This window comes from Bradyrhizobium sp. F1.4.3 (assembly GCF_040548375.1).
In the GTDB taxonomy this organism is placed as follows: Bacteria; Pseudomonadota; Alphaproteobacteria; order Rhizobiales; family Xanthobacteraceae; genus Bradyrhizobium.
In genome coordinates, this window is the sequence record NZ_JBEPRN010000009.1 from 1 (window position 1) to 19,024 (window position 19,024).

20 protein-coding genes and 1 tRNA gene are annotated in these 19,024 nt (G+C 63.7%); 2 read left to right on the forward strand and 19 right to left on the reverse strand.

All coding sequences use genetic code 11. The features are described from left to right. Positions 1-171 precede the first annotated feature (171 nt). The 7 genes from ABIB73_RS22375 to ABIB73_RS22405 form a co-directional block, all read right to left on the reverse strand. A tRNA-Pro gene (locus ABIB73_RS22375) sits at positions 172-249 on the reverse strand. A 105-nt stretch (positions 250-354) separates the two neighbouring features. Next, positions 355-933: a MerR family transcriptional regulator gene (locus ABIB73_RS22380; RefSeq protein WP_354227403.1), complete on the reverse strand. Its 579-nt coding sequence runs from the start codon at positions 931-933 to the stop codon at positions 355-357. A gap of 24 nt (positions 934-957) precedes the next feature. Continuing rightward, positions 958-1,299 (reverse strand): integration host factor subunit alpha, encoded by a 342-nt coding sequence (locus tag ABIB73_RS22385; RefSeq protein WP_247983728.1) that lies wholly within the window; start codon positions 1,297-1,299, stop codon positions 958-960. Between the two features lie 133 nt (positions 1,300-1,432). Further along, positions 1,433-2,413: a beta-ketoacyl-ACP synthase III gene (locus ABIB73_RS22390; protein ID WP_354227405.1), complete on the reverse strand. Its 981-nt coding sequence runs from the start codon at positions 2,411-2,413 to the stop codon at positions 1,433-1,435. Continuing rightward, the gene (plsX, locus tag ABIB73_RS22395) at positions 2,410-3,471 is read right to left on the reverse strand and encodes a phosphate acyltransferase PlsX (protein ID WP_354227407.1); all 1,062 of its coding nucleotides are present in this window, start codon (positions 3,469-3,471) and stop codon (positions 2,410-2,412) included. The genes ABIB73_RS22390 and plsX overlap by 4 nt, the downstream gene beginning before the upstream one ends. A 300-nt stretch (positions 3,472-3,771) precedes the next feature. Then, entirely contained in the window at positions 3,772-4,353 is a 582-nt protein-coding gene (locus ABIB73_RS22400) for a YceD family protein (RefSeq protein WP_354227409.1), read from the reverse strand. After that, entirely contained in the window at positions 4,350-4,901 is a 552-nt protein-coding gene (locus ABIB73_RS22405) for a ubiquinol-cytochrome C chaperone family protein (RefSeq protein ID WP_354227411.1), read from the reverse strand. The genes ABIB73_RS22400 and ABIB73_RS22405 overlap by 4 nt, the downstream gene beginning before the upstream one ends. Before the next feature lie 98 nt (positions 4,902-4,999). Here ABIB73_RS22405 and ABIB73_RS22410 point away from each other — a divergent pair, with 98 nt between their 5' ends. After that, positions 5,000-5,485 carry an outer membrane protein assembly factor BamE gene (locus tag ABIB73_RS22410; RefSeq protein WP_354227413.1) on the forward strand — a complete coding sequence of 162 codons (486 nt, stop codon included), beginning with the start codon at positions 5,000-5,002 and terminating at the stop codon, positions 5,483-5,485. A 142-nt stretch (positions 5,486-5,627) separates the two neighbouring features. Beyond that, complete coding sequence (locus ABIB73_RS22415) at positions 5,628-6,629, forward strand: Bug family tripartite tricarboxylate transporter substrate binding protein (protein ID WP_354227848.1); 1,002 nt, start codon at positions 5,628-5,630, stop codon at positions 6,627-6,629. Positions 6,630-6,647: 18 nt separating this feature from the next. On the opposite strand, the gene ABIB73_RS22420 is transcribed toward ABIB73_RS22415, so the two are convergent. The 12 genes from ABIB73_RS22420 to nrdR all read right to left on the reverse strand — a co-directional run bounded on the left by ABIB73_RS22420 (position 6,648) and on the right by nrdR (position 19,007). Continuing rightward, positions 6,648-8,159: a tetratricopeptide repeat protein gene (locus tag ABIB73_RS22420; protein WP_354227415.1), complete on the reverse strand. Its 1,512-nt coding sequence runs from the start codon at positions 8,157-8,159 to the stop codon at positions 6,648-6,650. Continuing rightward, positions 8,156-9,067, reverse strand: coding sequence for a hypothetical protein (locus tag ABIB73_RS22425; RefSeq protein WP_354227417.1), 912 nt, complete (start codon positions 9,065-9,067; stop codon positions 8,156-8,158). Before ABIB73_RS22425 ends, ABIB73_RS22420 begins: the two co-directional genes overlap by 4 nt. 6 nt (positions 9,068-9,073) lie before the next feature. Continuing rightward, the gene (locus ABIB73_RS22430; RefSeq protein WP_354227419.1) at positions 9,074-9,406 is read right to left on the reverse strand and encodes a hypothetical protein; all 333 of its coding nucleotides are present in this window, start codon (positions 9,404-9,406) and stop codon (positions 9,074-9,076) included. Between the two features lie 16 nt (positions 9,407-9,422). After that, the gene (locus ABIB73_RS22435; protein WP_354227421.1) at positions 9,423-10,160 is read right to left on the reverse strand and encodes a hypothetical protein; all 738 of its coding nucleotides are present in this window, start codon (positions 10,158-10,160) and stop codon (positions 9,423-9,425) included. A gap of 206 nt (positions 10,161-10,366) precedes the next feature. Next, positions 10,367-11,728 carry a group II intron reverse transcriptase/maturase gene (gene ltrA, locus ABIB73_RS22440; protein ID WP_354227850.1) on the reverse strand — a complete coding sequence of 454 codons (1,362 nt, stop codon included), beginning with the start codon at positions 11,726-11,728 and terminating at the stop codon, positions 10,367-10,369. Positions 11,729-12,189: 461 nt separating this feature from the next. Next, on the reverse strand, positions 12,190-14,310 hold the full coding sequence (locus ABIB73_RS22445; protein ID WP_354227423.1) for a sodium-translocating pyrophosphatase: 2,121 nt from the start codon (positions 14,308-14,310) through the stop codon (positions 12,190-12,192). A gap of 237 nt (positions 14,311-14,547) precedes the next feature. Beyond that, positions 14,548-15,546, reverse strand: coding sequence for a thiamine-phosphate kinase (gene thiL, locus ABIB73_RS22450; protein WP_354227425.1), 999 nt, complete (start codon positions 15,544-15,546; stop codon positions 14,548-14,550). A 160-nt stretch (positions 15,547-15,706) separates the two neighbouring features. Continuing rightward, positions 15,707-16,201 carry a transcription antitermination factor NusB gene (gene nusB, locus ABIB73_RS22455; RefSeq protein ID WP_354227426.1) on the reverse strand — a complete coding sequence of 165 codons (495 nt, stop codon included), beginning with the start codon at positions 16,199-16,201 and terminating at the stop codon, positions 15,707-15,709. A gap of 2 nt (positions 16,202-16,203) precedes the next feature. Beyond that, positions 16,204-16,695, reverse strand: coding sequence for a 6,7-dimethyl-8-ribityllumazine synthase (gene ribH, locus ABIB73_RS22460; RefSeq protein WP_354227428.1), 492 nt, complete (start codon positions 16,693-16,695; stop codon positions 16,204-16,206). A gap of 74 nt (positions 16,696-16,769) precedes the next feature. Next, positions 16,770-17,378 (reverse strand): riboflavin synthase, encoded by a 609-nt coding sequence (locus ABIB73_RS22465; RefSeq protein ID WP_354227430.1) that lies wholly within the window; start codon positions 17,376-17,378, stop codon positions 16,770-16,772. Position 17,379: 1 nt separating this feature from the next. Next, positions 17,380-18,528, reverse strand: coding sequence for a bifunctional diaminohydroxyphosphoribosylaminopyrimidine deaminase/5-amino-6-(5-phosphoribosylamino)uracil reductase RibD (gene ribD / locus ABIB73_RS22470; protein WP_354227432.1), 1,149 nt, complete (start codon positions 18,526-18,528; stop codon positions 17,380-17,382). Continuing rightward, positions 18,525-19,007: a transcriptional regulator NrdR gene (gene nrdR / locus ABIB73_RS22475; protein WP_007603426.1), complete on the reverse strand. Its 483-nt coding sequence runs from the start codon at positions 19,005-19,007 to the stop codon at positions 18,525-18,527. Before nrdR ends, ribD begins: the two co-directional genes overlap by 4 nt. Positions 19,008-19,024 lie beyond the last annotated feature (17 nt).

Consider the following 19,024-nt stretch of genomic DNA (forward strand, 5'->3'; position numbering starts at 1 on the left):
GTGGACGTTCATCTGGTCTCTCCCTGGAACACTGAAGCTTCGCAACCTCAGCTTCCTCGGTTCAGACCAGATGGACAACCTCCTGAGAGACCACATCTAGCACGCGCCGAGCCTGTGTGATCGCACCCGGCGCAAACGATCGAGTCAATATCTGCTGATATGTGAGAAAAATGGTCGGAGCGAGAGGATTTGAACCTCCGACCCCTAGTCTCCCAGACTAGTGCGCTAACCGGGCTGCGCCACGCTCCGAATGCCGTTCCATTAGCTAGGATCGATGCTTTGCGCAAGGAGCCACACCAAATTGGTGTCGGCTCAAATCCCCGGAACGGACCGCAAAGACGACGAAAAGCGTCGTCAGCCGTCCTTCAACGCCAGATCGAGCATTTCCCGGCAGGCGACGAGGTCGGCGAGCGCCCGTCCCAGCCGCTCCCGGTCGGCGGCGCTGGCGCCGGCCGGCGGCGCGGCGGTGCCGCCTTTGCGGAAGGTGGTGAGGATGTCCTCGTCGTCGGTCTCGGCAAAGCGGAAGTCGATGCCTTCCTCCTCCTCGCCCTGGTAGTCGTCATCGTCGGTGTCGAGGGTGCCGCGGACGCCGGTCTCCTCCTCGGGTTCCATCAGGCTCTGGCCGATGGCATCCTCGATGGCCCCGAACGAGACCGCGGCCGAGCCGTCGGCGAGGCCCTGCACCGATTTGACGCCGTGCTCTTTCAGGATCCGCTGCACCCCGCGGATGGTGTAGCCCTCCCCGTAGAGCAGACGGCGGATGCCCTTGAGCAGGTCGACATCGTCGGGACGGTAGTAGCGGCGGCCGCCGCTGCGCTTCATCGGCTTGATCTGGGAGAATCGGGTCTCCCAGAACCGCAGCACGTGCTGCGGAATGTCGAGTTCCTGCGCTACTTCGCTGATGGTTCGGAACGCATCCGGCGCCTTGTCCAAATGCCAAATCCTTCTGGAGAGCGGTTACGCCTCCGGTTGAACCTTGCTGCCGTCGCCATTGGTGCGGTGCTGGGCGTTGATCCGCTGCTTCAGGATCGCAGAGGGCTTGAACACCATGACCCGGCGCGGCGAGATCGGCACCTCGGTGCCGGTCTTCGGATTGCGGCCGATACGCTGACCCTTCTTGCGGACCATGAAGGACCCGAAAGAAGACAGTTTCACCGTCTCGCCCCGCTCGAGGCAGTCGGTGATCTCCTTCAGCACGAGTTCCACGAAGGCGGACGATTCCGTCCGCGACAGGCCCACCTTCTGGTAGACGGCCTCGCAGAGATCAACACGCGTTACGGTTTTACTTGTATCGGTCATCGCCCTGCCCCACATCACGGCGAACAATTGTTGTCTGAAATTATGAGCTTACGATACGGCGGTCAACAGCGCTCATCAATGCACACGCATCGATAATCCGCGATGATTCGGGCAAAATTTTATCGACTGTGGCTTACCAGCGCACGAGCGCGGAGCCCCAGGTGAAGCCGCCGCCCATCGCTTCCAGCAAGACCAGGTCGCCGCGCTTGATGCGGCCGTCCTTGCGAGCCACCGCCAGTGCCAGCGGGATCGAGGCGGCCGAGGTGTTGCCGTGCCGGTCGACGGTCAGCACCACCTTCTGCGGTGCGATATGAAGCTTGTGGGCGGAGGCGTCGATGATTCGCTTGTTGGCCTGGTGCGGCACGAACCAGTCGATGCTCTCGGCATTGAGGCCGGTCGCGTCAAAGGCGTCGACGATCACGTCGGTGATCATGCCGACCGCATGCTTGAAGACCTCGCGGCCCTCCATGCGCAGATGACCAACGGTCTGGGTCGAGGATGGCCCGCCATCGACAAAAAGCTTGGCCTTGTGGCGGCCATCGGAGCGCAGATGCGTGGTCACCACGCCGCGGTCGGTCGCGGCCTTGCCCGGCTGCTCCTGCGCCTCCAGCACGACCGCGCCGGCGCCGTCGCCGAACAGCACGCAGGTGCCGCGGTCGTTCCAGTCGAGGATGCGCGAGAAGGTCTCGGCGCCGATCACCAGCGCGCGCTTGTAGGTGCCGGTCCGCAAAAAATTGTCGGCGGTGGCGAGCGCGAACACGAAGCCCGAGCAGACCGCCTGGAGATCGAAGGCCGCGCCATGGTTGATGCCGAGCCCGTGCTGCACGGCGACCGCGGTCGCGGGAAACGTGTTGTCCGGCGTCGAGGTCGCGACCACGATCAGCTCGATCGACTGCGCGTCCAGGCCGGCGTCAGTGAGTGCGGCCTGCGCCGCCTTGATGGCGAGGTGCGAGGTGAATTCGCCATCGGCCGCGATGTGCCGCTCGCGAATGCCGGTGCGCTGCACGATCCACTCGTCGGATGTGTCGATGCGCGCCGCCAATTGCGCATTGGTCACCACCTGCTCTGGCAGGTAGGCACCGCAGCCCAGCACGACCGAACGAATTTTCGTCACGAAACATCCTCCGGTGCGGTTGGCACGGAACTGAGCGCACCCCCATCACGGTTTAGCATCTGATTGATCTTGTTCAGGAGATCGAACTTGGCCATTTCATAGCCAACATCGATCGCATAGGCAAAGCCTTCGGCGTTGATTCCGCCATGGCTTTTGACCACGACCCCGTTCAACCCCAGGAACACGCCGCCATTGGACTTGTTCGGGTCCATCCTGTCGCGCAGGGTCTGGAAGGCACTGCGGGCGAAGAGATAGCCGAGCTTGGTCATCCAGCTCCGCCGCATCTCGTCGCGGAGCAATGCAGCGATCTGTCGCGCGGTTCCTTCGGCGGCCTTGAGCGCGATGTTGCCACTGAAACCCTCGGTCACGATCACATCGGCCAGCCCCTTGCTGATGCCGTCGCCCTCGACGAAACCGATGTAGTCGAGCTGTGGCAGGTTCATCGCGCGCAGGATCTCCCCGGCCTCGCGAATCTCCTCGTGGCCCTTGATCTCCTCGACTCCGATATTGAGCAGACCGACGGTCGGACGCTTCTTGTTGAACAGCACGCTCGCCATGGCGGCACCCATCACTGCGAGCGCTACGAGGTGCCGCGCATCGCCGCCGATGGTGGCGCCGAGGTCGAGCACGACGGTATCGCCGCGCATGGTCGGCCACACCGCGGTGATCGCCGGACGGTCGATCCCCGGCAGCATGCGCAGGTTGAAGCGCGCCATCGCCATCAGCGCGCCGGTATTGCCGGCGGAAACCGCGACGTCCGCCTCGCCCTTCTTCACCGCGTCGATGGCCAGCCACATCGAGGAGGTCTTGCGGCCGCGCCGAAGCGCCTGGCTCGGCTTGTCCTCCATGCTGACGGCGACATCGGTGTGAATGATCCGGGAGACGGCCTTGAGCGCGGGGTGCCGGTCAAGCTCGGGCTCGATCCTGGCGCGATCCCCGACCAGCAGGAATTCGGTCTCGCGATGCCTGCCGAGCGAGATGGCCGCGCCTGGAATGACCACAGCGGCGCCGACGTCGCCCCCCATGGCGTCGAGCGCAATACGAACCTTGCTTGGCATCAAAATCCCGGAAACCTGGTCTGGCGCGGCCGTCAACTAGCGGGGCCGCGAAATGGGTTCGCCATGGACATGGCGACCGGCCAGGCGCCACGCCGCGCCCTGACCGGGGCGCGACAATAGCGTTTTGTTGTCCCGAAACAACCTCTTGCCCCCAGCCTTTTGGATTGGGGACGATCTGGCCGCGGCGCCATAAATTAGCACAAACTATATAGATATCAGGTAGATAAGGCAACCTTTCAATCCGGCCAGGCAAACGCCTCACGCCTCATCACAGAACGCTCCGGCGGTGGGGCGCGCAAGCTATTGGCCTTTCTTCTTGTCCTTCTTCTTGTCCTGGAGCGCCTTCAGCGCCGCGAAGGGATTGTCCTCGGGGTCGGGCGCGGTGACCTCCGCCTCAAACACGACACCCGGCTTGCGCGGATAGGGATCGATCGCCAGGAACAGCGCATCGGTCGCAATGCGGCCGAGGTCGATGATCCCGTTGACGATAGCCTCCGGCTGATCGGCAATCTCGGACGGCGCCTCGTCGTCCTGGCCTTGCTCGATCAGGTCGGCCAGCCGCCGTGCCTCGGCCTCCGGGGCGAATGTCAGGTTGATCTCCTCGTCGATGTCGCTTTCCATCGGATCGAGCGTCACCACGCAGGTCTGGCCGATCCGGGCGCGAACTTGCCCGGTGACATGGACCCGGCCGCCGCTCTTCGGCGTGACGTCGAAGGCGGCTCGGGCGGACAGGATCTCGCGCACCCCGGCGAGTTCAGCCATGGCCTGTCGCTCGGTGACCGAGGCCTCGAGTTTGCGATGAAGGCCGGTGTCGGGAATATGTGCGACCATCACGGGCGCGCGCCAAGGGTCGGGGGCAGATCCGGTCATCGGTCGGTTCATGGTGTCACATCCTTCCCAAGCGGCGGGGGAAACGTGAAGGATCCGAGCAGCAGCGCGGCCTCATTGCTCAACCCGAGGTCGGCCCCGGTGGCCTGCGCGTAAGCGGCGAGCCGCCGCGCGTGATCCATCTCCGCGCCATTCAAGATATTCTTGCAGATCGCCAGCGCCAGCGCCTCGGCGCCCGTATCGATCGCCTGATCATAGGCCTGGACGCGGCCATAAAAGGCCTCGCCGAAGGCCCGCATCCGCTTCGGGACGGTCTGGTCGCCCACGCCCATCTCGCGCAGATTGTCGTCCATGTCCTCACAGAAGCGATCAAACAGGGCCTGCGACAGCTCCACGCTGCCCTGGACCGTCCGCAGGCGGCGCAGCAACAGCCAGAGATGCAGCAGCAACAGGTCGAAACGGCCATTAACCGTATCGGGCACGCCCAAGTCCCGGTAAAATATGGGTTCTCGCGCCTGCGTCACGATCATGCCATAGATGGCCTCAATGGTGCCGGCCGGGGCTAGCCGGGGTTTCCTGAAGTGATTGAACGGCCAAAGCATTGTGGTTTCCGCAAGCGGGCGCGCGCGAGTTGCATTCAGAGCCTCCGCCCGGTACTTCAGCGCCTCGCGCGACGCAAGGGGACGGAATCAGTTCCGCAATGACCATAACGAACCAGACCCGCCCGCGCGCCGACAGACCGCGCGGCCTTCATTCGCGCTGGCGCGCCTTGCGCATGCTCGCGGCCGTGACCCTGGTCGGAGCCGCACTCGCCGGCTGCACCGGTGAGCAATTCCAGAAGGGCTACATTCTGCCGCCCGGCGCGCTCGAGCAGATTCCGATCGGCGCGAGCCAGGATCAGGTGCTGATCGTGATGGGCACGCCCTCCACGGTGGCCACGCTGGACGGCGAGGTGTTTTATTACATCTCGCAGCGCTCAGAGCGCATGGTCGCCTTCATGAACCAGAAGCTGGTCGACCAGCGCGTCATCGCGATCTATTTCGACAAGAACCGGCGCGTGCGCCGGCTTGCGAATTACGGTCTCCAGGACGGCAAGATCTTCGACTTCATCAGCCGGACCACGCCGACGTCGGGTCAGGAGATGAGCTACCTCGCACCACTGTTCAAGCTGCTCAGCTTCAACTGAGGTCTTGAGCTGAGGCCTTGTGCCTGCGGCGTCGTGCCACCCTCCGCGCGGCACTTGCTGTCGCGTACGACTTGCCGTTGTGCGCCGGGTTCCATACGCTCTCGCAAAATAAAAAGCAGGGAGCGGATTCGTGTCCAGGAAATTGCAGAATAAATCTCTGTCCCGCCGTCGCGTGCTCACTGGCATTGCCGGGCTTTCGGCTGCAGCCATCCTGCCGCGATCCAGTCTCGCCGACTGGAAGCCGACCGACAACATCCGCGTCATCGTGCCGGCTGCTGCGGGTGGCTCGACCGACGTGATGGGCAGGCTGCTCGCCGCCCATCTCCAATCTGCCTGGGGCCAGACCGCGGTCGTGGAGAATCGTTCGGGCGGCGGCGGCACCATCGGGGCGGCAGAGGTCGTCCGCTCCAAGGCCGACGGCCACACCATCCTGATTGGCAATCCCGGTCCGAATGCGATCGCCTACAGCATCTTCAAGAACCTCACCTACAAGCCGGACCAGCTCCAGCCGGTCTCCAACATGATCCGGATCCCGAACATCGTCTCGGCGCATCCGAAGACCGGCATCAAGTCGATTGCCGAGCTGATCGCCTACCTCAAAGCCAACCCCGACAAGCTCAGCTACGCCTCCTCCGGCGTCGGCCAGAGCCCTCACCTCACCGGCGCCTGGTTCCTCCAGCTGACCGGGCTGAAGATGACGCATATCCCGTTCCGCGGCGCCGGCCCCGCGCTCCAGGCCGCGCTCGCCGGCGACATCCAGATCCTGTTCGACAATCTCTATCCGAGCCTGCCCCAGGTGCAGAACGGCACGCTCAACGGCCTCTGCGTCACCACGACCGAGCGCAGCGACCTCGCACCGAACCTGCCGACCATGCGCGAGAGCGCGCCGGAATTGGCCAATTTCGACGTGTCGTCGTGGTTCTCCGTGTTCCTGCCAAAGGGCGTCCCTGCTGCTGCGCTCGACGCGCTCAATCTTCAAGTGAAGGCGATGCTGGAGCGCGACGACATGAAGAAGCAGATCGTCGCCATGGGTGCCCGCGCCGACTACGGCACCCCGCAACAGTTTTCCGACTTCGTGGACGCCGAGACGAAGAAGTTTGCCGGCATCATCGAGAAGGAAGGGCTGCAGATGGATGTGCAGTAATGACACGTCCTCTTCCGCTCAAACGAGCTCAACCGCCAATACGATCGCGACGGCGACTGCAAGGATTACGGCCACCCAAATCAACCATCGGCGGCGGGATTTCTTCGGCGCGAACTCCTGTTCAACCTGGCTGGCGTCGGCCTCCCTGCCTGCGCGTCGCAAACATTCGACAGCCCTGACGGCGTAGTGCGCGGCCGCATCGGCTCCGCCCCGCAACCGCATAAGCCGGGCAAGCTCGCGTAAAGCCTGCGCTGCGCGGACCGGATCCCGGACATCTTCGAACAGCTTCGCCGACATCATCAATGCGCTACGTGCGTCCTCCCATTTCTCTTCGGCCCGGTAGACGCGGGATACGTTGAGCAGCGTCGAGGCTTCACCTGCTAGGTCAAGCGCGTCCCGCTTTATTTGCAGGCTCGCCTGAAAATACTGAGAACTGTTCTCCCATTCCTGAAGGTCTGCACTTGCAAGCCCTAGATTGTTCAGGACCTGCGCCATGCGGAGCTTGTCCAGATCGGGATCGAGCAGGTCCAGGCATTCCCGAAACAGCTTCAGGGCCTCACGGGGATCGGGCTTTCGCAACAGGGTACCTAGGCTGTTATAGGCGACGACGACATCGCGGTGGCTCGACGCCGCCTTTGCCAGCTCAATCGAGCGCATGAGCTCGGTGCGCGCCTCTTCGAAATCGCCACGGTCGCGAGCGATCAGGCCGAGCTCATGATGAATCAGATGTCGTATCGGGGATCGTTCCACGCCATTTACAAACTTGAGCGCCTCGCGGCCGGCGGATTCCGCCTCGGGCAGCCGCTCCAGTCGACGCAGCACGGAAGCTGATCGCAGCAAGACCATGGAACGCAAGGCCGCTGCCGGAGTATCTTGACGCAGCCTATCCAGAACTGCCAGCGCAGCATCCAGATCCCGATTATCGTCGGCGACCTCCGCCTGATAGTAGTTCAGCCAATTTCGCTGCTCGCCTTCGAGAGCTGGCTCATACTCTCTCAATAGACGGAGCAAACTCTCGCAATCGCTGAATCGGCCAAGGCTACGCCGACTCTGGTAAGCATCCTGAAATTCCCAAAGACCCGCGTCCGGGTCCGCGCCCAAAAGGTGAAACAGCCGGCTGATCTGCTTGGTCGCCGCGTCGACCGGGTTGTCGTTCTCGTCCGGCTTGTAGAATTCCACCAGACGAGCCGATGCTGCTGCGAATTCCGGGCGATGTTCTGGAGAGAGCCATTGCGAAAACAGCTCCTGGCGCGCGACATCGTGCAGCACAAGGCAATCACCGGACAGTGTAACCGCCGGCAGGACTTGAAATTGCTCCAGCGTGAATTTCACATCTTGAAGCGAAAGCGAAGGATCGAGCGCCTGTAGCGTAGCGGCGTCGAAAGAATGAGGAATCGCGCAAAGTCGCAGCCGGCGACCATTTTCCTCATCTAGTTGCAGAAGGAGGAGATCCGACTCTCGCGATTGCGAAGACGACAGTTCGCCGATCAGCTCTTGAAGCTGAGACAGCGGCAGAGCCGTGCCGCTCAAGCCTTCATTCCTTGTCTACGCGACATTGCCTCGACTGTGCTTGCGACGCTTAAGGGATTGCCTTGGGTGGCGTCGAAGATGACATCTGCGGCAATCTCGCGCTGAGCTGCATCATAGGCGATCTCGCGCTTGATCATGTATTCGACGATGTGCTCTCGGCTCAGCGGTCCCAGTCGTCTCTCCTCCACAAGCAGGCGCCAATCCTCGTCGATGACCGGCTGGTTTCGACCTCCGATGACGACAAGTACGTTCGCCAGCCTATCCGCGCGGAGCGCGCCGAAAAGCTCGTCCCAGATCCAGCGCTGCGTCGTGTTCGTTGCTTTCTCGATCGCGTCGAGGAAGATCACAACGCGGCCTTGAAGCGCGAGGGCGTTCAATTCCCGGACAAATGAATCGGTCAACTGAGCCATTCGATCTGATTCGGAAATGCCGAGGTCGGTCCGCGCATCGTTCAGCATCAGATCCGCGTTGATCGCTCCAGGCTGCAATACCACGCCCCCCATGAAACCAACTTGGGCGTTAGGTCCAAACGTTGCATTTCTGGCGACGTCAATCGGAGCGTTCGTTTCGACGACTACTTCCAAGCGATGCCGGGGCACGGTGTAGAAGTTCACGAGATCCGTAAAGCCGCTGAACTGAGGCGCACCCAGATCATCCCGTATCTTCCGCATAACGGCGAGATAGTCATAGTTGCGAGTGTCACTCCAATTGATTTCGACCTTGCTCAATGACCGCAATGAACACTCATGAACCATCCGCAACAGGAGCGAGGACTTTCCCATACCACCTTCTCCCCAGACGGCCAGGATCGGACGTGGCCAATCGCCGTCCAGCATCTTGCAAAAGCTGTTCATCTCGCTTTCGCGATCGACGAACCGAGCGAGACGTTGCTGCTGAAAGGTCGCCATTGTTCCTTACTTGCGCGGTGTCACGCTCACGCCTGTGATCTCGTTGATGCTGGCACCCTTTCCGACCTTCATCCCCTCGCCCACGCTGGTTGGCCCGTGCGGTAGCGCGCCTGCCTCGCCGGCCTTGCCGATGATCCGACCTACGGTGCCGTCGATTTCGGCCTGCTTTGCGACCACGACGGGATCCGGCGCCGCGGCCGCCGCATCACGATCGGATGTCTCGATACGGACTGGACCGATGGCAACGCTGACGTTCTTTGCCCACCTCCATATTGCCAGGACCGCAACCAGGAAAATGACTGCGATCACCGCCAGCCAAAAGTAGAGATCCTTCGGCATGCACTTCCTCCCTCGGTTAGAAACGAAGCTCCTCAGCAAGCTGGGCGGCTGCATATCCCTCTTTGCGCGCACGCATGTCGTAATAGAGCAGCACGGGCATGATGGCCAAAGGTGGTGCAGCGATGAGACCCATCAAGTTGCCTACCAATTCTGCTACACCGAACCTCCACGGTCCGGCGTCTGTGAGATAGCCAATCGACGCGCCGGCTATCCCGGCAATAAGCATCGTCGGGATCAGCACGAGAATGCTGCCGCCAAACAGCGTTCCGAAGTTGCGCCAATAATATCCGCGGCCGAGTTCCCTGCTGCGCTTCAGGGTCGCCCTAACGGTCAGCGCCTCAAGCACGACGACCGGGCCTACAAGCATGTACCAAACCGAAAACAAGATGCCCGGAATGAGCAGCAGAATGAACCCTCCAAAGACGATGGCGACGGTCAGAAAATAAGCTCCGAACAATCTGCCTGGCCGCGCAAAGGCCCTGCGATAGGATCGCGCCACGGTCGGTCTAATGTCGAGACAGACTTCCGATACGGCGACCACCGTTGGGAAAATGATAAACGCTTGCGCAAAAAGGGTAGCGAGCGAACCGACTACGGTCCCAAGCGTCCCCGTGTGCTTGATCAGAAAGCTCAAGACATGGGCCGCCGTCATCGGCAGGATGAGAATCAGGAATATTGTCCGCCACTCCCGAAAATAAATCCGCCACGACGTGGCAATAATCGATCCTGCGGAATATGCCTTCAAATAATACACATCGCCCTCCTCGCGGTTGCAGTCAGGGCCGTACGCAATACTAACGTATACTACTTCAAGTATAAGTCTGCAATCCGCGCACATCATACTCAGCACAATCAAAAATTGCGTCTTCACGAATCGGCATAGGGGGCGACCTTGTGGGTCGCTCCCCTGCCACACCACCCGGCATGCGGGTCCGCACCGGGCGGTTCGAGAAGTTGAGGTCATGAGAGCCGGGGCAGTCCCAGTCGATCCGACCAGTTCAGGGGCAACACGGCGTTGAGGAGCATGCCGCTGTTGCGCCACCAGCGACGGCTGTTGGCCGCCACCTGTCGCGCAACGTCAAGTTTGGCTCCCAGCACCAGCAATTCCCTGTACATGGTCGTTCCGCGCTTCCACTGCTTGAGCTGGATGGCGCGCAGCCGGTGACGCAGCCATTGATCGAGCTCGCGCCAGACCTTCGGCGTTTGCGCCAATCGGAAGTACGCCTTCCATCCCCGAACGTAGGGCCGCAGACGATCCACCACATCCTGCATACTGCGCCCGCCACTGCGGCGGGTCAGTTGCCGGATGTGCTGCTTGAACGTCCCCAGCGACTTGTCGGCGACCTTGCGCTTAATCACTTCGCCCGGGGCTACCCAGAAGCTGTAGCCCAGGAATTTGCGACCGAACACGCTGGTAACCGCGCTTTTGGTCTCGTTGACCGTCAAGTGCAGCTTGCCATAGAGCCGCCGAAGCAGCGCCATCACCCGTTCACCCGCCCGGCGGCTGCGCACGTAAACGTTCGCATCGTCAGCGTAGCGCACGAAGCAATGGCCCCGACGTTCCAGCGCCTTGTCCACTTCATCGAGCAGGACGTTGGCCAGCAGCGGCGATAGCGGCCCGCCCTGCGGCGTCCCCATCATACGCGTCTGGACCACGCCATCGTCCATCATTCCGCTGTTCAGATACGCCCGGATCAGCCGGATGACCCCGGGGTCCCCGATCCGTTTCTGTAGGCGGTCGATGAGGATGTCGTGATCGACCCGGTCAAAGAACTTTTCCAGGTCCACGTCCACCACGATCCGGCGGCCCGATTGCACGTATGACTGCGCCGCGAGGACGGCGTCATGCGCACCTCGGCCCGGCCGGAAGCCGTAGCTGTGCTCGCTGAAGGTCGGATCAAGAATGGGCTGCAACACTTGCAGCAGCGCCTGCTGGATCAAACGATCCGTCACCGTCGGGATACCGAGCTCGCGCTCGCCGCCGTCAGGCTTGGGAATCGTCACCCGTCGCACCGGACCGGGCCGGTACGCCCCCGACAACAGTTGCTCGCGGATCGCCGGCCACGCCGTACGCAGATGCGCGGCGGTCTGGTCAATGTCCAGACTGTCCACACCGGCTACGCCTTTGTTGGCCCGCACCCGCTTCCACGCCCGTTGCAGGTTCTCTCTCGTCAGCGCCGCTAAAAGCAGCGCTGACCCTGTGCCCTTCAGTTCATGCCGCGGGCGACGAGCTTCATCGCTACCCGAGCCACACGCGGCTTCACCGCGTCCTACCCCGGACCGCCCTGCTTGCGCAGGCATCTGATGCGATGCTCGCCGCATCGGCATGGCCTCGAACACTCCCTCTCGTTCGGCCCTTCACCTGCGGGACGGCTTCGCAGCCTTCCCACCGACTACTACGACCTCGGCTGACTTCTCGCTCCGGCTCGACACCGTTGCCCTTTCAGGCACAAGGCGAGATCTCCCCAGGTAAGAACGCACTCCTTCACTGCACGGCCGCCGAATCTACGCTGCTTCCCCTTGATCACGTGAGCTTTGCGGTTTCTGGCCCGCTCGCCCTGGTCGGCAACGCCTTCTATCCGGTTGTTGTTCATCGGCCCGCAGCCTCGCTCCACGCTTCCTCCCCACACTCGGTCGCCCTCATGCAGTTGCGCTTCGCTTCGCTCGCTGTGATCAGCTCACGGTGGGACTTTCACCCATAAGAGTGCGCCCATGCTGGGCGCACAAGAAAAAAGCCCCGCGGCAAGGCCGCGGGGCTTTCCGTTTCGAGCCGTGCCCGCCGCTCAGTGCGCCAGGATCGCCAGCAGCAGCAAGGCCACGATGTTCGTGATCTTGATCATCGGGTTCACCGCAGGGCCGGCCGTGTCCTTGTAGGGATCGCCGACGGTGTCGCCGGTCACGGCCGACTTGTGGGCGTCAGAGCCCTTGCCGCCGTAATGGCCGTCCTCGATGTACTTTTTGGCGTTGTCCCAGGCGCCACCGCCCGAGGTCATGGAGATCGCGACGAACAGGCCCGTCACGATCACGCCAAGCAGCATCGCGCCGACGGCGGAGAACGCCGCCGACTTGCCGGCCGCGCCGCCGCCCGCGATGGCATAGATCAGGAAGTAGACGACGATCGGCGACAGCACCGGCAGCAGCGACGGAATGATCATTTCCTTGATCGCCGCCTTGGTCAGCAGGTCGACCGCCTTGCCGTAATCCGGCTTGTCGGTGCCCTGCATGATGCCCGGCTTCTCGCGGAACTGCCGGCGCACCTCCTCGACGATCGCGCTCGCCGCGCGGCCAACCGCGGTCATGCCCATCGCACCGAACAGGTACGGCAGCAAGCCGCCGAACAACAGGCCCACAACCACATAGGGATTGTTGAGCGAGAAGTCCGGATTGACGCCGGCGAAATACGTGTGGTGCGCCGAGTCCGCAATGAAGAACTTGAGATCCTGGTTGTAGGCCGCAAACAGCACGAGAGCGCCGAGACCGGCGGAGCCGATCGCGTAGCCCTTGGTCACCGCCTTGGTGGTGTTGCCGACCGCGTCGAGCGCGTCGGTCGACTTGCGCACCTCCTTCGGCAAGCCGGCCATCTCGGCGATGCCGCCTGCGTTGTCGGTTACGGGGCCGAACGCATCGAGCGCGACGACCATGCCGGCGAGCGCCAGCATGGTGGCGGTCGCGATCGCGATGCCGAACAGGCCGGCCAGGCTGTAGGTGACGAGGATGCCGGCGATGATGACGAGCGCGGGCAGCGCGGTCGCCTCCATCGAGATCGCCAGGCCCTGGATCACGTTGGTGCCGTGGCCGGTCACCGACGCCGCCGCAATCGACTTCACCGGACGATAGTCGGTGCCGGTGTAGTATTCGGTGATCCAGATGATCAGCGCGGTGACGACGAGGCCGACGATCCCGCACTCGAACAGCGCCATGCCGGTGAACTCGACGCCGTCGAGCTTGCCGAAGCCGATCAGGGTGTAGATCACCCCGGCGATGCCGACCAGCGACAGGACGCCGGTTGCGATCAGGCCCTTGTAGAGCGCACCCATGATCGACTGGCTCGCTCCGAGCTTGACGAAAAAGGTGCCGATGATCGAGGTGATGATGCAGATGCCGCCGATGGCGAGCGGCAGCGTCATCATGCTCATGAGGATCGGCGTCTTGGCGAAGAAGATCGCCGCGAGCACCATGGTGGCGACCGCGGTCACCGCATAGGTCTCAAACAGGTCGGCGGCCATGCCGGCGCAGTCGCCCACGTTGTCGCCGACGTTGTCGGCGATGGTGGCCGGGTTGCGCGGATCATCCTCGGGAATGCCGGCCTCGACCTTGCCGACGAGGTCGCCGCCGACGTCCGCACCCTTGGTGAAGATGCCGCCGCCGAGACGGGCGAAGATCGAGATCAGCGAAGCGCCGAAGCCGAGCGCCACCATGGCGTCGACGACGGTGCGGCTGTCAGGCGCAAGCTTCAGCGAATAGACCAGGAAGCCGAAGTAGAGGGTCACCCCGAGCAGCGCCAGACCGGCGACCAGCATGCCGGTGATCGCGCCCGCCTTGAAGGCCAACTCGAGGCCGCCGGCAAGCGACGTCGTCGCGGCCTGGGCGGTACGCACATTGGCGCGGACCGAGACGTTCATGCCGATGAAGCCGGCCGCCCCCGACAGGATGGCGCCGATGGCAAAACCGATCGCAACATAGAGACCGAGGAAGTAGACAAGCAGCACGAAGATGACGATGCCGACGAGGCCGATCGTGGTGTACTGGCGCCGCAGGTAGGCCTGTGCGCCTTCGCGCACCGCTCCCGCTATCTCCTGCATGCGCGGTGACCCCGCATCCGCACTCAAAACCGAAGACGTCGCCCAGATCGCGTAGACGACGGAAAGCACTCCGCAGAGCACAATCAACCATAATGCTGTCATGTGATTTTTTGCCTCAGATCCTTGATGTACGTACCCCCGGCGCCTTTGTTTTTCCGTCGTGCGGTGCGGCGCCTTTATGTTGAACAGGGCCGCCCCTTGCCCGAAGGGGCGGCCCTGGTCGGTCACAAGCTTGCCAAAATCAGAATGCGGGTGCAACGCCGTAAGCGGCCGAAAAGGTCGATCTCGGCAGGTATTTAGGCTGGTCCTACGTGCTTGACTGCGGGTTTGGAGCAATTCCTAGAAGTGGCTGTAGGACAGCCGCTTCAAGGCGAGTTCCTGGCCCTGCCCGTCCAGGAAGCGCGGCCGCGCGCCGCCCTCGACGATCGTGCCGATCGCCGTGACGGCAAGACCTGCCGCCCGACCCGCCGCGATCAGCGCATCGCTCTGCGCTGGCGGCACCGTGCACAGCACCTCGTAGTCATCGCCCCCGGCAAGCAGCGTCTCAACGCAAACGGCGTCACGGGCGATCAGGCCTGCCGCCGCGGCCGAGAGCGGCACGCTCGCCACGTCCACGGTGGCCGAGACGCCCGATGCCGCACACAGTTTTGTCAGATCGCCCGCGAGCCCGTCAGAGACGTCCATCGCCGCGGTCGCGTGGTCGCGCACCGCCTGCGCCAGTACATTGCGCGGCTGGGGAATGCGATAGCGCGAGATCAATGCATCGCTTGCAGCGGCATCGGATGCGAGCGCTCCGGCCGCCGCACCGCCCGTGAGCACGTCGAGGCCAAGCGCGGCATCGCCGATCGTCCCCGTCACCAGGATACGGTCGCCCGGTCGCGCGCCGGTGCGGCCGACCATCCGCCCTCGCGGCACGCGGCCGAACGCGGTGATCGAGATCATCTGCGGCCCCGGCGTCGACACCGTGTCGCCGCCGAGCAGCGGGCAGGCGAAGGCCTTCGCGTCCTCGCCCAGCGCATCCGCGAACGGCCTGAGCCAGGCATCCTCCTTGCTGCGCAGCGCCAGCGTCAGCACGAAGCCGGCAGGCACAGCGCCCTTGGCGGCGAGATCGGAGAGGTTCACCCGCAGCGCCTTGCGCGCGATGGTGTCGGGAGGATCAGTGGCAAGATAATGCACACCCTCGACCACGGCGTCGGTGGTGACGACGATGTCCTCGCCGAGCGATTGCAGGATGGCGACGTCATCGACCAGCCCCAACGCGCCCGGATCAGTCGCCAGCGGCTTGAAATAGCGCGCGATGAGGGAGTCTTCGCCAGATGGGTTGTGCGTGTTTGCCATCAGCGCCAACCATCGCCCGGCTTGACCGGGCGATCCAGTACGCCGAGCCGCCTCTGCTCAGGCACGACCGCCGCGGAGTACTGGATCACCCGCCTTCGCGGGTGATGACAGTGGAATATTGGGCAGCCGTTTCGCATCACTTCACCGCCCTCGCGGACAACTACCCCCGCCCGAACTCGTCACCGCGAAACTGGCGGCCGATCTGGTCGAGCACCGCGTTCACCATGCCGGTCTCCTCGCGGTCGACGAAGGCATTCGCGACGTCGACATATTCGGAGATCACGACGCGGCCCGGCACGTCCTTGCGATGTTCCAATTCGTAGGCCCCCGCCCGCAGCACCGCGCGCAGGATCGCCTCGATCCGCTTCAGGGGCCAGCCCTTCGACAGTGCCTCGTCGATCAGGGGATCGAGCTTCTTCTGGTCGCGCACGACGCCGGAGACGACGTCGCGGAAGAACGCGGCTTCCGCCGGCAGATAAGTGTCGCCCTCGACCTCGTTGCCGAGCCAGTGGCTTTCGAACTCCGCAAAAATGTCGTTGATGCCTGCGCCAGCGATGTCCATCTGGTACAGCGCCTGCACGGCTGCGAGCCGCGCCGCACCGCGCCGGTTCGCTTTCTTCTCCGTGCCAGCCGGCGGCTTCTTGCTATCGACCATGATCAAGCCTTCGCCAGCCGGCGTTTTATGCGCAACATCGCAATTGCCGCGCGCGCGGCGTCGCCGCCCTTGTTGAGCTCGCTGGCCCGCGCCCGCGCCCAGGCCTGCGCCTCGGTGTTGACGGTGAGGATGCCATTGCCGAGCGGCAGCTTGCGAGCAACCGCAAGATCCATCAGCGCGCGCGAAGACTCCTGCGAGACGATCTCGAAATGGATGGTGTCGCCGCGGATCACGCAGCCGAGCGCGATCGCGGCGTCATAGGGCTTGCCGTTGGCGGCGGCGGCATCGACCGCAATGGCGACCGCCGCCGGGATTTCCAGCGCGCCGGGAACCGTGATGACGTCATGCGTCAGGCCGGCCGCCTTCAGCTCGGCCACCGCGCCGTCCAGCAGCGCATCCTGGAGGTCGTCATAGAACCGCGCCTCGACAATCAGCGCGCGCGCGCCGGAAATGTCGGTCTGGTCCCTCAGGGGTGCGCGCCGCGCGTCTGCCATCATCTAAATCCGTCTATTCTGGGTCGGCCGTTATGTAGTCGCCGCGAGCCGGCAAGCCAAGTTCAAAGAGGCCGTCACTTCATTTCCGTCAGCCGCGCCGCATAGCGGGCCATCAAATCGACCTCGATATTGACCTCGGCGCCCGCCTTCCAGCCACCGATCGTTGTGACGGTCAGCGTATGCGGGATGATCAGGACCGAAAAGCTCACATCCGCAACCGTATTGACCGTCAGCGAGACGCCGTCGAGCGTGATCGAGCCCTTGGTGGCGATGAACCGCGCCAGCTCTCGCGTGGTGCTGAGTTCGAATCGCGCCATGTCGGGCAGGTCTTCGCGGCTGACGACGGTTGCGATCCCGTCGGCATGGCCGGCAACAATGTGGCCGCCGAGCTCGTCGCCGATCTTCAGCGCGCGTTCGAGGTTGAGCCTGGTGCCCACCTTCCAATGTTTTGCGGTGGTCAGCGCCAGGGTCTCGGCGGCCGCATCGACGTCGAACCAGGTTTTGCTGCCGTCGACACCCGAGGCGACGACGGTCAGGCAGACGCCGTTGCAGGCGATGGAAGCGCCATCGGCGATGGTCGCGCGATCGTAGCGGCAGGCGATGCGCAGGCGGTGCAGCTGTCCCTGTGCCGTTGGCGTGAAGCTGACGATCTCGCCGATATCTGTGACAATGCCGGTGAACATGTTAGGCGCGCTCGTAGATGGTGAGAGTATCCTTGTCGAATATCTCGCTAGCATGAACCTTGCAGGCCTGCGACTGCGTGATTTTCGACAGGGGCAATGCATCGAGCGCATCGACGCCATCAGGGCCCACCTCTTCCGCTCCGCGGAACAGCCAGATCTCGTCGACGAGGTCAGCGGCAACGAACGATGCCGCTACGCGGCTGCCGCCCTCGACCATCAGCCGCGTGATGCCTTTCTCGGCTAGCGCATGCAGCACCGCGGGCAGATCGAGCCCGGAAGCGCTTTCGGGCGGTACGCGGATGATCTGCGCGCCGGCAGCGCCAAGGCGTGTCGCGGCCGCGGCTTCCGCGAGCTCGGAGCCGATGACCCAGAGCGGCGTCTCGCGCGCGGAACGCACGAGTTGGCTCGAGGCCGGAATGCGCAGGCTCTGATCGAGCACCACGCGCACCGGCGAACGTGCCGCCATGCCCGGCAGGCGGCAGGTCAGCATCGGATCGTCCGCGAGCACCGTGCCGATGCCGACCAAAATGCCGTCGCACTGTGCGCGGAGCAGGTGCACGCGATTGCGCGCGGCTTCGCCGGTGATTGAGACCGGTCTGCCGCCGAACGCACCGATCTTGCCATCGGACGAGACGGCGAGCTTCAGGATCACGTGCGGGCGCTTGTCGCGGATACGGTGGAAATGCCCGGCGTGGTCGAAGGCGGCCTCCGCCGCGCACAGACCCACATCCACCGTGATGCCAGCAGCACGCAAGCGCGCGTGCCCCTGGCCCGCGACCTCCGGATTGGGGTCCTCGACCGCCGCGACCACCCGCTTGATGCCGGCTGCGATCACTACGTCCGCGCAGGGCGGCGACTTACCGAAATGCGAGCATGGTTCGAGCGTGACATAGAGTGTGGCGCCCCGTGCCGCCTCGCCTGCCCGCCTCAACGCCTCGGGCTCCGCGTGCGGCCGCCCGCCTGCTTGCGTCCAGCCACGGCCAAGGATCACGCCGTCCTTGACGATGACCGCGCCGACGGCCGGGTTGGGCCAGGTCCGCCCCTGCCCGCGCCGGCCGAGCGACAGCGCAAGCTGCATGAAGCGGCGGTCGGCGTCCCTGGACTCACGGGCCTTATGCGCGAACTGATCTTCCAGGATTCGGAAGATCATTTGCGGATCGCGGCGAGCCGCGCTTCCTCCTCACCGGAGAGCTCGCCGAGCACGTCGGCGAAATCCTTGGCCTCGCGGAAATTGCGGTAGACGGAGGCGAAGCGCACATAAGCGACGTCGTCGAGCGTGCGCAGATGCTCCATCACGGTCTCGCCGATCACCTCGGACGAGATCTCGGCCTCGCCGCCGGTCTCGAGCTCGCGCACGATGGTGGAGACCATCTTCTCCACCCGCTCCGGCTCGACCTGCCGCTTGCGCAAGCTGATCGACACCGAGCGCATCAGCTTGTCGCGGTCGAACGGCACGCGGCGGCCGTTACGCTTGATCACGGTGAGCTCGCGCAACTGCACGCGCTCGAAGGTGGTGAAGCGGAAATTGCAGGCGACGCACACGCGCCGCCTGCGGATCACGGAAGAATCCTCGGTCGGACGCGAGTCCTTTACCTGCGTATCGAGACTGTTGCAGTTCGGGCAGCGCATCCGTTTACCTTGACCAG

Bases quoted from the DNA above. Each gene is read 5' to 3' on its own strand.
- plsX (WP_354227407.1), bottom strand. From the start codon at position 3,471: ATGCCAAGCAAGGTTCGTATTGCGCTCGACGCCATGGGGGGCGACGTC.
- ABIB73_RS22410 (WP_354227413.1), top strand. From the start codon at position 5,000: ATGACCATAACGAACCAGACCCGCCCGCGCGCCGACAGACCGCGCGGC.
- ABIB73_RS22430 (WP_354227419.1), bottom strand. From the start codon at position 9,406: ATGCCGAAGGATCTCTACTTTTGGCTGGCGGTGATCGCAGTCATTTTC.
- ribH (WP_354227428.1), bottom strand. From the start codon at position 16,695: ATGGCAGACGCGCGGCGCGCACCCCTGAGGGACCAGACCGACATTTCC.
- ABIB73_RS22425 (WP_354227417.1), bottom strand. From the start codon at position 9,067: ATGGCGACCTTTCAGCAGCAACGTCTCGCTCGGTTCGTCGATCGCGAA.
- ABIB73_RS22465 (WP_354227430.1), bottom strand. From the start codon at position 17,378: ATGTTCACCGGCATTGTCACAGATATCGGCGAGATCGTCAGCTTCACG.
- ABIB73_RS22385 (WP_247983728.1), bottom strand. From the start codon at position 1,299: ATGACCGATACAAGTAAAACCGTAACGCGTGTTGATCTCTGCGAGGCC.
- ABIB73_RS22405 (WP_354227411.1), bottom strand. From the start codon at position 4,901: ATGCTTTGGCCGTTCAATCACTTCAGGAAACCCCGGCTAGCCCCGGCC.
- ltrA (WP_354227850.1), bottom strand. From the start codon at position 11,728: ATGCGGCGAGCATCGCATCAGATGCCTGCGCAAGCAGGGCGGTCCGGG.
- ABIB73_RS22400 (WP_354227409.1), bottom strand. From the start codon at position 4,353: ATGAACCGACCGATGACCGGATCTGCCCCCGACCCTTGGCGCGCGCCC.
- thiL (WP_354227425.1), bottom strand. From the start codon at position 15,546: ATGGCAAACACGCACAACCCATCTGGCGAAGACTCCCTCATCGCGCGC.
- ABIB73_RS22445 (WP_354227423.1), bottom strand. From the start codon at position 14,310: ATGACAGCATTATGGTTGATTGTGCTCTGCGGAGTGCTTTCCGTCGTC.
- ribD (WP_354227432.1), bottom strand. From the start codon at position 18,528: ATGATCTTCCGAATCCTGGAAGATCAGTTCGCGCATAAGGCCCGTGAG.
- nusB (WP_354227426.1), bottom strand. From the start codon at position 16,201: ATGGTCGATAGCAAGAAGCCGCCGGCTGGCACGGAGAAGAAAGCGAAC.
- nrdR (WP_007603426.1), bottom strand. From the start codon at position 19,007: ATGCGCTGCCCGAACTGCAACAGTCTCGATACGCAGGTAAAGGACTCG.